This is a genomic window from Enterococcus sp. JNUCC 77, assembly GCF_054819945.1.
Genome location: NZ_JBTHIG010000001.1, coordinates 1,700,239 through 1,713,457, shown reverse-complemented (window position 1 = coordinate 1,713,457; position 13,219 = coordinate 1,700,239). Strand labels below are relative to the sequence as shown.

General features: G+C 31.9%; 13 protein-coding genes. 12 read left to right on the top strand and 1 reads right to left on the bottom strand.

What is annotated here, in order from left to right:
- The first annotated feature begins 27 nt into the window (after positions 1-27).
- Genes ACVWNY_RS08425 through ACVWNY_RS08410 form a run of 4 tightly spaced genes read left to right on the top strand, consistent with a single transcriptional unit; the run spans position 28 to position 4,480 of the window.
- Positions 28-1,026 (top strand): glycosyltransferase family 2 protein, encoded by a 999-nt coding sequence (locus tag ACVWNY_RS08425; protein ID WP_218324927.1) that lies wholly within the window; start codon positions 28-30, stop codon positions 1,024-1,026.
- Positions 1,027-1,028: 2 nt separating this feature from the next.
- The gene (locus ACVWNY_RS08420; protein WP_218324928.1) at positions 1,029-2,168 is read left to right on the top strand and encodes a CDP-glycerol glycerophosphotransferase family protein; all 1,140 of its coding nucleotides are present in this window, start codon (positions 1,029-1,031) and stop codon (positions 2,166-2,168) included.
- A 1-nt stretch (position 2,169) separates the two neighbouring features.
- Entirely contained in the window at positions 2,170-3,603 is a 1,434-nt protein-coding gene (locus ACVWNY_RS08415) for an oligosaccharide flippase family protein (RefSeq protein WP_218324929.1), read from the top strand.
- A 4-nt stretch (positions 3,604-3,607) separates the two neighbouring features.
- Complete coding sequence (locus ACVWNY_RS08410; RefSeq protein ID WP_246601395.1) at positions 3,608-4,480, top strand: beta-1,6-N-acetylglucosaminyltransferase; 873 nt, start codon at positions 3,608-3,610, stop codon at positions 4,478-4,480.
- A 94-nt stretch (positions 4,481-4,574) separates the two neighbouring features.
- Here ACVWNY_RS08410 and tagD read toward each other — a convergent pair whose 3' ends face one another.
- On the bottom strand, positions 4,575-4,970 hold the full coding sequence (gene tagD, locus ACVWNY_RS08405) for a glycerol-3-phosphate cytidylyltransferase (protein WP_218324930.1): 396 nt from the start codon (positions 4,968-4,970) through the stop codon (positions 4,575-4,577).
- A 268-nt stretch (positions 4,971-5,238) separates the two neighbouring features.
- Here tagD and ACVWNY_RS08400 point away from each other — a divergent pair, with 268 nt between their 5' ends.
- The 8 genes from ACVWNY_RS08400 to ACVWNY_RS08365 all read left to right on the top strand — a co-directional run bounded on the left by ACVWNY_RS08400 (position 5,239) and on the right by ACVWNY_RS08365 (position 13,159).
- Positions 5,239-6,192 carry an NAD-dependent epimerase/dehydratase family protein gene (locus ACVWNY_RS08400; RefSeq protein WP_246601396.1) on the top strand — a complete coding sequence of 318 codons (954 nt, stop codon included), beginning with the start codon at positions 5,239-5,241 and terminating at the stop codon, positions 6,190-6,192.
- Positions 6,193-6,285: 93 nt separating this feature from the next.
- Positions 6,286-7,233 carry a glycosyltransferase family 2 protein gene (locus tag ACVWNY_RS08395; protein WP_218324931.1) on the top strand — a complete coding sequence of 316 codons (948 nt, stop codon included), beginning with the start codon at positions 6,286-6,288 and terminating at the stop codon, positions 7,231-7,233.
- Positions 7,220-8,404, top strand: a complete 1,185-nt coding sequence (locus ACVWNY_RS08390; protein ID WP_218324932.1) for a hypothetical protein — start codon at positions 7,220-7,222, stop codon at positions 8,402-8,404. Before ACVWNY_RS08395 ends, ACVWNY_RS08390 begins: the two co-directional genes overlap by 14 nt.
- A gap of 402 nt (positions 8,405-8,806) precedes the next feature.
- On the top strand, positions 8,807-10,054 hold the full coding sequence (mltG, locus tag ACVWNY_RS08385; protein WP_425514600.1) for an endolytic transglycosylase MltG: 1,248 nt from the start codon (positions 8,807-8,809) through the stop codon (positions 10,052-10,054).
- 98 nt (positions 10,055-10,152) lie between these two features.
- Positions 10,153-10,632, top strand: coding sequence for a transcription elongation factor GreA (gene greA / locus ACVWNY_RS08380; RefSeq protein ID WP_218324933.1), 480 nt, complete (start codon positions 10,153-10,155; stop codon positions 10,630-10,632).
- 115 nt (positions 10,633-10,747) lie between these two features.
- Positions 10,748-11,470, top strand: coding sequence for a cell wall-active antibiotics response protein LiaF (gene liaF, locus ACVWNY_RS08375; protein WP_218324934.1), 723 nt, complete (start codon positions 10,748-10,750; stop codon positions 11,468-11,470).
- Positions 11,467-12,552 (top strand): sensor histidine kinase, encoded by a 1,086-nt coding sequence (locus ACVWNY_RS08370; protein ID WP_218324935.1) that lies wholly within the window; start codon positions 11,467-11,469, stop codon positions 12,550-12,552. The genes liaF and ACVWNY_RS08370 overlap by 4 nt, the downstream gene beginning before the upstream one ends.
- A complete protein-coding gene (locus ACVWNY_RS08365) occupies positions 12,527-13,159 on the top strand; it encodes a response regulator transcription factor (protein WP_218324936.1) in 633 nt (210 codons plus the stop codon). The genes ACVWNY_RS08370 and ACVWNY_RS08365 overlap by 26 nt, the downstream gene beginning before the upstream one ends.
- The last annotated feature ends 60 nt before the right edge of the window (positions 13,160-13,219 follow it).

Genomic DNA, 13,219 nt, shown 5'->3' with positions numbered 1-13,219 from the left:
ACTATATTTGAAAGCTAGGATGTTTGTATGGAGAAAAAAATCAGCGTCATTGTTCCTGTATTTAACGTGGAGGACTACTTAAAGGCTTGTTTATTATCAATTTCAAATCAAACTGTTCAAAATATTGAAATTATTGTTGTTGATGATGGTGCGACTGATAATAGCGGTGATATTGCTGATCAATATGCTAAAGAAGATCAAAGAGTAAAAGTCCTTCATCAATTAAATGGAGGGCTAAGTGCTGCTAGAAATACAGGATTGGATTACGCTTCCGGCGAATACGTATGCTTTATTGACAGTGATGACTGGATAGAACCTGATTATCTGGAAATATTATTAGAAGCATTATTAAAATTTGAAGCAGATATCGCTGTTTTAAAAATGAAAAAAATTCAAGATTATCATCAAATCACTAACTTAACAGAAAATAAAAATCAATGGGAATTGATGGATCGACAAGTCGCAATGAAAAATTTATTTATGAATAACAAAATTGGTTATTCCTCCAACAATAAATTGTTTAGAAGCGAATTGTTTTTGAATTTAAGATTTCCTGTTGGAAGGTTAATGGAAGACATGGCAACAACTTATCTGTTAATTGACCGTTCTCAACTTGTTGTTGTTAATCAATCTGAGAAGTACCACTATTTTCAAAGTCCTAATAGCATTTTACGAGGAAGTTTCAATCCAAAGAGATTAGAACTATTCGATATTCAAAATGAAATCATCCAATTTATTGATGAAAAATATCCAGATGTGTCAGTTAAAGTTAGAACTAGAACTGTTTACGCGGCTATCAGGATGATTATGGCTATGATTGAAAATCAATATAGCAATCGAAAGAATTTTGACTATGTGCTGGCATTTATTGAAAAATATCAGGATTGTTTAAACGAAGATCCTGATTTTTCTAAGAAGTTAAAGTATTTAGCAAAGTTTATTGCCAATCATCCAAACATGATTTTTTCATTTACTAGAAAGAAAATCATAGGCAATTTTTTATCAAAAATAGAAATGATGAGGTAAAAATGAAAAATATAAAAAAGTTCTTTTTTCGCAATATCTTACCACTTCTTTTTAGGCTATTTCCAATAAAATCTGACACGATTGTTTTTTCAAGTTTTGGAGGTAGAAATTATTCTGGAAACCCCAAAGTAATTTGTGAGAAAATGATTCAACAAGGCATTGATTTAAAGTATGTTTGGCTAATTAAACCTGAAGTAGAAGTGGATCTCCCAAAAGAAATACAGAGAGTGGCATATGATTCTTGGCGAGCAGCGTATTATTTATATACTGCTAAATTTTGGATAGATGATAGCCGAAAGACCATTGCTATAAAAAAAAGAGAGCCACAGATATATTTTCAGACTTGGCATGGTACGCCGCTTAAATTAATAGAATTTGATGCAAAAGATAAATTAAGTAATCATTATTTAAATTACTCTGCTCGTGATAGTGAATCTATTACTTATTTACTTTCGGGAAATCGATATTCCTCTGAAATTTATCCTCGTGCTTTTAAAATCTCTAAAGAAAAAATATTGAATATCGGTACGCCTAGAAACGATCAGTTGGCAATATATCCAAAGAAAGATATTTCTTTTTTTGAAAAAAAACAGTTAAATATTTTATTTGCACCAACTTTTCGCGACAACCTTTCAGAGAATGGAATTCCTCAATTGGAAAAGCTAAATATTCTTGAAATTAAAAAGTACTTTGCTACGCAAAATGTAGATATTATTTTCATGGTTAAATTTCATCCTAATGTAAACCGTAATTTATCAAATGATCAAACTAGTTTGAATTATATGAAAAAAAATCAGTTTAATTTATTACCAGATGGTCAATCATTAGAAGAATTATTTGAAGAAATTGATTTATTAATTACTGACTACTCCTCTATATTTTTTGATTATGCACTTTTAGGAAAGCCATTAATTCTTTTTAATTATGACGAAGCGGAATATAAACAAGAACGGGGTTTCTATTTAACTTTGACTGATTTGCCAGTTCCCACTGCAAAAAACGGTTTAGCATTGATTGATGTTTTTAAAAATCAAAAAGATAAATTAGAATATAGTAGTCAAAGATTACTAGATTTTATTGGCAATTTTGAGACTGGAAAAAGTACTGATTATATTATCGAGTTAATTTTGAAAGAAGTTTAGTATGAAAAAAACTATTAAAGATATTATGTATAATGCGGTCTACCAAGTATTTTTAATTATTTTACCCTTGCTTACAACACCTATTTTAAGTCGTAGAATTGGTTCTGAAGGGCTTGGGATTTACGGATATGTTTTTTCAATTGCCCAGTTTTTAATTACTGTTATTGCAATCGGCATGAGTCCGTTTAGAATAAGGAATATTGCAAAAGTTAAAAATGATCGAGAAAAGCTAACAAGTCAATTTTGGAATTTATACGCTATGCAATTTTTAATTGGCTTGATTTCTATTTTGTTTTATGTAGCGGTTATTTGGATTTTTCAAGTTAAGTATGCTTCTTTGTATTTGATTCAATTGCTCTTTATTATTGGGGTCACACTGGACATATCTTGGTTTTTTCAAGGCATTGAAGAATTTGCTAAGGTTGTTGTTCGTAATACTTTAATTAAAATTACTTCTGTCGTTTTGATTATTTTATTGATTAATAATCAAGAGGACCTTTGGTTATATATATTTATAACTTCAGCAGTTAATTTGGTTGGTAGTTTAGTTTTTTGGGTTGGTATTCATAAAAAAGTTGGAAAAATACAATTTGATCGAAAAATATTTGCGAGCATGTGGAAACCAGGTCTCTTTATTTTAATTCCGCAATTGTTTATGCAAGTCTATACAACTTTGGATAAAACTGTGGTGGGTCAGTTTGTAGATCCAACAGAATTATCATATTACGACCAATCACAAAAAATTGCTCGCATAATTTTGGCCTTGTTAACTTCTGTAACGATTGTCATGTTACCTAAGATGTCAAAAGCACAAGCAGAAGGAGATCGTCAAAAGATTGTCAGATACACCAAAAAATCATTTGATTACACCTTGATTTTTAGTATCATGTTTTTTAATATTATTTTTGCTAATACAATCACTTTTGTCCCTTGGTTCTTTGGCAATGACTTTATTAAAATGACCAGTAATATGTTGTTGGTGTCATTGATCATTATTTTGAGTCCACTTGGTGGAATTTTTTCAAATCAGTTTTCAATTGCAATTGAAAATGATCGTGCCTTTGCTTATCCTTTGATTACAGGTGCATTCATCAGCGTGATAGGGAATGTCTTGATTGTTCCAAAGTATGGAGCGATTGGCGGCACAATTGTACTGGTGTTTGTAGAATTTTCGATTTTTTTGATGAAAGTATTTTTAGTCAGGAAAGAACTAGATTTAAAACTTATTTTTGATAAATCAGTTGTGGTATTTACTGTTATTTCAATTTTTATTTCTTTGATCAGTTTCTTTTTATTACCAAATCACCTAGGACCACCGTTTGTCAATATGGTTTGGAAATCACTGTTAATTTTCTTAGTATACTTGATTGTGGCATGTGTAACATTTCCTGATTTACGACAGCTTTTGGGAAAATTTTTTAAGAGAGGTGCTTAATTAATTGGATGCTTTTTTAATCATGGCCCATGAAAAGCCAGAAAACTTAAAATTATTACTGCAACAACTAGATTATACTGAGCACGCCTTTTTTATTCACATAGATAAAAAAAGTAAGCTAACGAAAGAACTGATTAATTCTTGGAAGATGAAGAGTCCAATTACTTTTGTTGAAAATAGAAATGTTATTTGGGGAGCGTATTCTCAGATTGAGGCGGAGATACTACTTTTAGAAGAGGCGGTAAAAGGAAACTTTAATTATTATCATTTGTTATCAGGGATTGATTTTCCGATAAAAAGTAATGAAGCAATGCAAGCTTTTTTGAAGAAAAATGATGGTAAAGAATTTGTCCAATTCCAAAAAGAAATAATTAACGAGAAAAATTTAAAACGTGTAAAATACTACTATTTTTTACAGGAATATACTGGTAAAAAAAAGAATTTTTTTTGGGCAGTTCAAAAAATCAGCATTATTTTACAAAAAATAATTGCTATTGATCGCACAAAAAAAAGTACGTACTTTAAAGAATTTCAAATGGGTGCTAATTGGTTTTCTATTACAAATGAATTAGCTCATTATGTAGTGCAAAAAAAATCAGAAATTGAACAGACCTTCAAATTTACTCAGAATGGTGATGAGCTATTTTTACAAACGATTATTTTAAATTCACCTTTTCGAAAAAGTTTATATCACTTGGAATTTGATAATTCAACAGATTCCAATTTACGGTATGTATCTTGGGAAAATGATACACCAAAAGTTTTAACCGAAATTGATTTTCAACGATTAAAATCGGGTAACGAATTTTTTGCTAGAAAATTTGATGATCAAATAAGTAAAGCTTTGTTAAATAAAATAAAAAAATTAATAAATTAGACTAAGTACAATCTATAAACTGGTAAATAAAAAATTCTAACGACAAAAATCGTTAGAATTTTTTGTTAGATAAATTTAAGTTACTTTACAAAAGTTACCTATTTAAATCATTTTTGATTTGAGTTGTTGATATTTCAGGTGTTCGTGGTAGGTAAATTACTTTTGCATTCGATTCTTCTTGAACAAAATCAAATTTTCCAGTCCAATCATCGCCCATGACAAAATAATCCACGTGGAATTCATTTACGTCAGAAACCTTTTGTTCCCAATTTTCTTCAGGAATAACTAAGTCAACATAGCGGATGGATTCTAATAATTGTTTTCTCTTCTCATATGAAAAATACGTTTTTTTATGTTTTTCATTCCAATTAAACTCATCAGTCGATAGCCCGACAATTAGATAGTCACCATATTGCTTTGCTCTTTTTAAAAGATTGATGTGTCCATAGTGCAATAAGTCAAATGTTCCATAAGTAATTACTCTTTTCATGTTTTTCTCCCTCGATTAAAGTATAAATGATTGGCTTATACTTTAAATGTCTTATTAAAAAATTCTACTTCAAATGTATATTTAAAACAAATAATTATTATTTATGTTGAAAAAACGTCATTTTAAAATTGATTATATCACTTGGATCAAGCGATAAATCAAATAAAAAATTCAAAAAATGAAAAACGCTGTAATTTATTCCTATCAATTTTAGCATTTATTTGCTAAAATTGATAGGAATTCTTAATGTGAAGAGAGGAAGTTATCGTTGGTTGATAATAAAAAGATTCTGATTACTGGTGGCGCTGGTTTTATAGGCTCCACGTTAGCCAATTTTTTAAATGAAAACAATACTGTAACTGTTATTGATGATCTATCGATGGGTAAAAAAGAGAATATAGATCAAACGATTAATTTCATTGAAGGATCGGTAACAGACCAAAGAGTGATGAAAAATATTCTATCAAAAGAGCAATTTGATTATATATTTCACTTAGCTGCTATTGCTAGTGTCGCTGATTCAGTTGAACGGCCGATTGAAACTCATAAAGTAAATTTTGATAGTGTATTATTATTATTAGAATTGATTAGAGAGTATCAACATAATTTAAAAAGATTGGTTTTTAGTTCATCTGCAGCAGTCTATGGAAACGAGCCAACACTACCTAAAAAGGAAGAATCGATTATTCGTCCGCTGACGCCATATGCGGTTGATAAATTTGCAGCAGAGCAATATGTTTTAAATTACCAACATTTATACAATGTGCCCACAAGTGCGGTTAGATTTTTTAATGTTTACGGTCCAAATCAGAATCCTGATTCGCCTTATAGTGGTGTCATTTCGATTGTAGTTGATTGTTATAAAAAAATGTTGGCAAATGAACCAGCTGAGTTTACATTATTTGGTGATGGACAACAGTCGAGAGATTTTATTTATGTTGATGATGTTGTTCAAGCATTATTATTAGTTGCCGAATCAGCTGAGGCTTTAGGAACACAATTTAATGTTGGTTTAGGCAAAGAAATATCACTAAATAAATTGATTACAGTCATGGATGGGCTATTAAAATTGCAATTACCAGTTAAAAATCTATCAGAACGTGAAGGAGACATTAAAGTTTCGGTTGCTGATAATTCAAAACTAAAAGATTTAGGTTTTAAAGAAAAATACGATGTTCAAACTGGTTTAAAAAAATATTTAACGTACGAAAAACTACTTTAAGTCAGTTAAAAAGCTGGCTTTTTTGATTTAGGGTAGTATTTTTTTGGGGTTTCTTGTATTCTAGATAGTGGTTTTTTAAAAGAGGAGAAGCAGATGAATAAAGATAAAGTAGCCGTTTTAATTCCTTGTTATAATGAAGCATTAACGATAAAAAAAGTAATCAATGATTTTCAGTTAGTATTGCCTGAAGCAGAAATTTACGTTTATGATAATAATTCAACCGATAATACATTCGATATTGCTGTGGTAGAAGGGGTAAATGTGAAAAAAGAACCTCGTCAAGGAAAAGGCAATGTGATTCGCCAAATGTTTTTTGACATTGACGCAGATTATTATTTAATGGTGGATGGAGACGATACTTATCCTGCTGAAGCAAGTCAATTATTATTAGAAGAATTACGATCGGGAAAAGCTGATATGGTTATCGGCGATCGCTTATCAAATGGGACTTATTTTGAAGAAAATAAACGATCATTCCATGATTTTGGCAATAATTTAGTAAAGGGTACTATAAACTTTTTATATAAATCTAAAGTTAGTGATGTGATGACTGGTTATCGTGGCTTCAATCGCATTTTTGTCAAAAGTTTTCCTGTAATGAGTGCAGGTTTTCAAATTGAGACGGAGTTTACGATTCACGCACTAGACAAACGCTTTAAGTTGGTGGAAATTCCAATTGATTATCGTGATCGACCTGAAGGAAGTGAATCAAAATTAAATACCATTACTGATGGTACAAAAGTAATCTTTACTATTTTTAAAATGTGTAAAGATTATAAACCGATGTTTTTCTTTTCAATTTTTGCATCCATTTTTTTTATTTTGGCTTTAATTGTAGGAATTCCAGTCATTATTGAGTTTTTTACAACTGGTTTTATTACAAAATTACCCTCAGCGGTGTTGGCTTCAGGTTTAATGACGTTTGTGTTATTGCTATTAACAACTGGTTTTATTTTAGATACGGTTGTTACAGATGATAAAAAGCAATATGAGTTAAATTTATATAGAGTTTATAATGAGGAAAAAAATGATGAAAAATAAAATGAGAGGAATTATTATATTTGTTGGGTTAATTGCTATTTTTTTTAGTAGCCTTTTGTTAGTATACACTATCCCCAACTCAGCTGTTGAGAAAAACATTGAGAAAAGTAGTGTAGTTTTTGAAGCTGAGGGTAATTATCCGGTTTTAAATTTTGGCGATAAAAGTGCATCGCAACTTGACAATTTTACCGATAGTCTGATGATAAAAGGAGCTTCTAAAGGGAATAAGGGTGTCGTGTATGAGAGTATGGATAATTCGGATTATCCTAGATATTGGCACGGTTATTTAATTTTTCTACGTCCATTGTTAGTATTTTTTAGTTACGGATCAATTCGGCAATTGTATGGTTTGGTTCTCGCTGTCTTGATCGGCTTGAATTGCCTTCTTCTAGCAAAAAAATTGAACATTTTCTTTGCTTTCTCTTTTTTAGTTACACTTTTTATGGCAAGATTTTATACATTCTTTGTTAGTATGCAGTTTTCAAATGTTTTTATTATACTAATGTTGTGCAACATATTCTTGTTAACTAGAAAAGAAAAATATTTTTCAAACTACGGGAACATTTTAATTACTTGTTTAAGTATCGGAATGATCACCAATTTCTTTGACCTATTGACTGTTCCTTTGATTACTTTGGCAGAACCGCTTATTCTGTATTTGTGTCTCAAAAATAAATATATTGCACATACTGACTTTTTTACGAATGCCTTAGAAATTGTCACAAATTCAATAGTATGGATGGTAGGTTATACGGTTACTTGGTTTTCAAAATGGATATTGGCTAGTTTTATTTTGAAAAGAAACATTATCAAAGAATCGCTACATCGGATTTTATTTAGAACTGAAGGTAGTGCTGACTATCCTATTGACCGTGCATTTATGTTGAAAGGTAATACTTCTAACTTTTTTAGCAATTTTAATATAGTAATTTTACTCTTACTAGTTTTAGCTGCAATCATTTATTTCATAAAAACTAAACACATGCCTTTTTCTAAAAAAATGTGGCCGATACTTCTACTGATTGCTTATCCGTATATATGGTATATGATTGTCGTAAACCATTCACAGATTCATTCTTTTTTTACGTATAGATTACAAATCATCTCCGTATTTAGTTTGTTATCCTTTATTTCGATGCAATTTGTCACAGTAAAAAAAATTAGAAGGTAATAAAATTACTAGTTTTCTTTAACTTTTAAATTTCTCGTTTCCCTCCTCCTGACTTTCATGTATAATGGTATCCGTTATAACATGGAGTAAGGAGGAGTTGCTTTGTCTGAGGAAAATAAAAACTCAGGAGAAAGTTCTTTTAAAGATCAGATTATGCGCTCATTAGATGAGAGCCGTAAAAAAAGAGGACAAGATGACGCAACAGATTCAACAAGAAAAGTTTCCTTATCTTCTGATAAAATAAGAGAAAGCCGATTTCGCGGTAGAATTAGCACAGCTAGCAACAAAGAAAATGAAAAAACTGTTCAGAAAATTGAACATTCACCGAGAATCGAAAAAATAAATCATCAGGTTGAAGAGCAAGAGCAGGCTGAAAAACGTTCTACTGATTTTTACGAGAAGATGTTAGAAAAAGCAGAGCAAGAAAAAAGTGACAGGAAAAAGAACCGCAAAAAAGATTTAGAACCTACTGTATTTAGAAAGATTAATCAGAAGTTCGATTCTTTGCAGGAAGAAAACCTACCTAAGAAGCGGTCAGCAAGTGAGGAGAACAATTTGAAGAAAACGAGACGACGCAAAGAAGATCGCGTAGTTCGTAAAATCGTGTATGTATTAACGATTGCAATGTTAATTATCGCTGGAATTGTTGTGATTTCTGGCTACAATTATGTTAGTGCAGGCTTGAAGCCTCTAGATACGAATGATAGTAAGTTGGTCCAAGTTCAAGTACCAAGTGGTTCATCGAATCGTCAAATTGGAGAAATTTTACAGCGAGATGAAGTTATTCGAAGTGGTCTAATTTTTAACTTCTATACAAAATTTAAAAACTTAACCAATTTTCAATCAGGTTATTATCATTTTTCAGCTGATATGAGCTTAGATAAGATTAGTAAAGAGTTGCAGCAAGGTGGTAGTGCTGAACCGTTAGATGATGCCACTAAGCTGACAATTCCGGAAGGTTACGATGTGGATCAGATTGGTACCTTGATCGCGAAGAAATCTGATTTCAAAAAAGATGATTTCATTAGTTTAATGCAAGATCAAGATTTCTTCTCTGAATTAGAGGCTGCTTATCCAAATCTTTTAACAGATGCTGGAACGGCTACGGATGTTCGTTATCGTTTGGAAGGCTATTTATTCCCAGCGACGTATAATGTTCACAGCGATACAACATTGAAAGACTTAGTCTATCAAATGGTTGATGCGACGAATAATATTTTAAGCCCATATTATAGCCAAATTACTGAAAAAGGCTTAAATGTTCAAGAAGTAATGACTCTAGCATCGTTAGTGGAAAAAGAAGGGGTAACTGAGTCTGATCGTAAGAACATCGCTCAAGTCTTCTTTAACCGAATTGATGCCGGTATGGCCTTACAGTCAGATATTTCAATTCTTTATGCTCTTGGTGAGCACAAAGAAAATGTGACTTACAAAGATACTGAAGTGGATTCACCGTATAACTTGTATGTAAACTTAGGCTATGGTCCAGGACCATTTGATAATCCAAGTGAGCAAGCAATTCAGGCAGTCTTAAATCCGACAGCAAATGATTACTATTATTTTGTTGCAGATACTTCAACCGGTAAAGTTTATTACGCTGAAACGTATGACGAACATTTGGCTTTAGTAGAAAAATATGTAAATAACTAAGAAACAATTTACAACTGAAGAATAACGTGGTAATCTTTTGAGGATTATACTTCAAAAGATTACCTTTTTGTAATTTTTTGTATGAAGGAGATTTTTAAATGGTAGAAAAAACATACCCGATGACTCATGAGGGAAAAGCAAAGTTAGAAGAAGAGTTAGAACAATTAAAGACTGTGAAACGTGGAGAAATTATCGAACGAATTAAAATTGCTAGAAGTTTCGGTGATTTATCGGAAAACTCCGAATATGAATCTGCTAAAGATGAACAAGCATTTGTTGAAGGACGTATCAATACATTAGAGAATATGATTCGTTTTGCTGAAATTATCGATAATGATAACGTTGATAACGATGTCATCTCTATCGGAAAAACAGTGACATTCATTGAATTACCCGATGGCGATGAAGAACAATATACCATCGTTGGGAAAGCAGAAGCTAATCCATTAACAGGTAAAATTTCAAACGACTCACCGATTGCTCAAGCATTAATTGGTAAAAAAGTTGGTGACAGTGTTGCTATTAGTACGCCTGGTGGCGATATGCAAGTGAAGATTGAAAAAGTAGAACAAATTTAAGCTGAGGCATTTGCCTTAGCTTTATTTTTTGGCTGATATCCTTCTTAGGTCCCATAGTAATTTTAAATTTTTAACAGTAATATATAATTAAGAAACTTTCAGAAAGGATGATTGGGTGAAAAATCCTTGGCGCTTCTTTTTATTGATAGAAGCATTATTAGCGATTCTTCTACTTTGGCAATTAGCATCAAATACCGCTGTTTTAGTGATGTTTATTTTTGGTGTTTTAAATATTTATTGGGCTTTAAGAAAAAATCGCAAGCGACGATTCCAACTAATTTTGGGATCGGTTATTTTAGCTTTATGTTTAGTCAATTCACCAGCTACTTGGGCAATGTTGATATTTGGTGTATCTTTTATTTTCTTAAAAGGGGCAGAAATTGCTGGTGTTAATTTTTCTAGTTATTTTTCAAAAAATAAAAAAGCCATCATAATGGTTGAAGCTGTTGAGCCCACCGGTCATCATGGAGAAAAGAAGAAACAAAATTGGATGGGCAGCGAAAGAATCGGCAATGAAATATTTGAATGGGATGATATTAACCTGTCCGTATTTGCTGGTGATACCATTATTGATTTAGGAAATACATTATTACCAAAAGAAGACAATGTAGTTCTGATTCGAAAAGGCTTTGGGCGAACACGTATCATAGTGCCAGATGGAGTCGGAATTATGTTAGAACATGCAAGTATTTACGGAAAAATTGAATTTGATCACGAGGAAACATTACTTAAGAATGAATCGATTAAAATTTATAGTGAAGACTATGATCAAACACCTCGTCGCTTAAAATTAGTCACCAACACATTATTTGGAGATGTTGAGGTGATACGTGCATGACAGGAAAATATGGTAAGCTACAACTTGCCTTTTATTCTGGATTAACGACTTTTTTGATTATTATTACGACTCTTTTTCTATATATGTATGCAATTGGTCGTAAGCAACTAATTGCCCAATTGTTTTCAGCTAGAATTTTCTATTTACCTATTTTCTTTCACCTAATAGTTATTTCGCTGACAGCAGGAATTGTAGTGTACGGGATTATTACTTTTATCCAAAAAAGGCAGATTGGTCGCGTTGCAGAAAAACTGGAACGATTAGCATCAGGAGATTATGACCATCCTTTATTAGATCGACAGTTGGGACAAAGTCATGAATTAGAAAATATTAATCAGGATATAAAAACTTTACAAAAAAAATTAGTATCAGTCAGTCGTGAGCTACAGCAATTAAGTAGTCAGCCACAACTATTTGATGGTTTGACAAAAGAAAAAATTCTGGAAGAAGAACGGCATCGTTTGGCCCGAGAATTACACGATTCCGTATCGCAACAGCTTTTTGCAGCGATGATGATGCTGTCTGCACTAAATGAACAAGCGCAAGTTGCTAAAGAATTAGAAATTTACAAAAAACCGCTAGCGACTGTGGTAGATATTATCAATGCTGCTCAATCTGAAATGCGGGCATTATTGTTACATTTACGACCAGTAAATCTTGAAGGCAAAAGCTTAAAACAAGGTATTGAGCAATTATTGAGAGAATTACAAACGAAGATTTCAATTAAATTAAATTGGAATATTGAAGATTTGAAAGTCACCTCAGGGATAGAAGATCAGATTTTCAGAGTAGTCCAAGAAATTTTGTCTAATACATTACGTCATGCCAAAGCCAGCGAGTTAGAAGTCTATTTGAAAATTGTCGGACCAACTTTAATTTTACGGGTTGTTGATGATGGAGTAGGTTTTGACCCTGAAGACGATCATGCTGGAAGCTATGGATTAAGAAATATTCGTGAACGAATAGCAAGTATTGGTGGTTCTACCAAAATTATAAGTTTTAAAGATCAAGGAACCAGTGTTGAAATAAAAGTACCGATTGTGAAGGAGGCAGAAGATGATACGAGTGTTGTTAGTGGATGATCATGAGATGGTGCGCTTAGGAGTGTCTTCATACTTATCGATTCAAAATGATATTGAAGTTGTTGGTGAAGCTGAAAATGGGGAAGATGGCTATCTTAAAGCCATGGATTTGAAACCTGATGTAATTTTAATGGATTTAGTGATGGAAGTGATGGATGGAATTGAATCCACTAAGAAGATTCTGGCTGATTGGCCAGAAGCCAAGATATTAATTGTGACTAGTTTCATTGATGATGAAAAAGTTTATCCTGCAATTGAAGCTGGCGCATCTGGCTATTTATTAAAAACTTCAACAGCTCATGAAATTGCAGATGCAATCCGAGCAACTTTTCAAGGTGAACGAGTTTTAGAACCAGAAGTGACAACTAAAATGATGGAACAAATGTCCAATCGCAATCGACGCTTTTTACATCAAGAATTAACGAACCGCGAAGAAGAAATTCTAATGCTTATTTCTCAAGGGATGAGCAATCAAGAAATCGCAGATGAATTGTTTATTACTCTCAAGACAGTTAAAACCCACGTTTCAAATATTTTAGCAAAGTTAGAAGTCGAAGATCGAACACAAGCAGCCATTTATGCTTTTAAACATGGGTTGATAAAATAGAGAGTTCTCTATTTTATCGACTCTTTCTTTTTGTTATACTAAGTAAAGCATAAAGGAGAC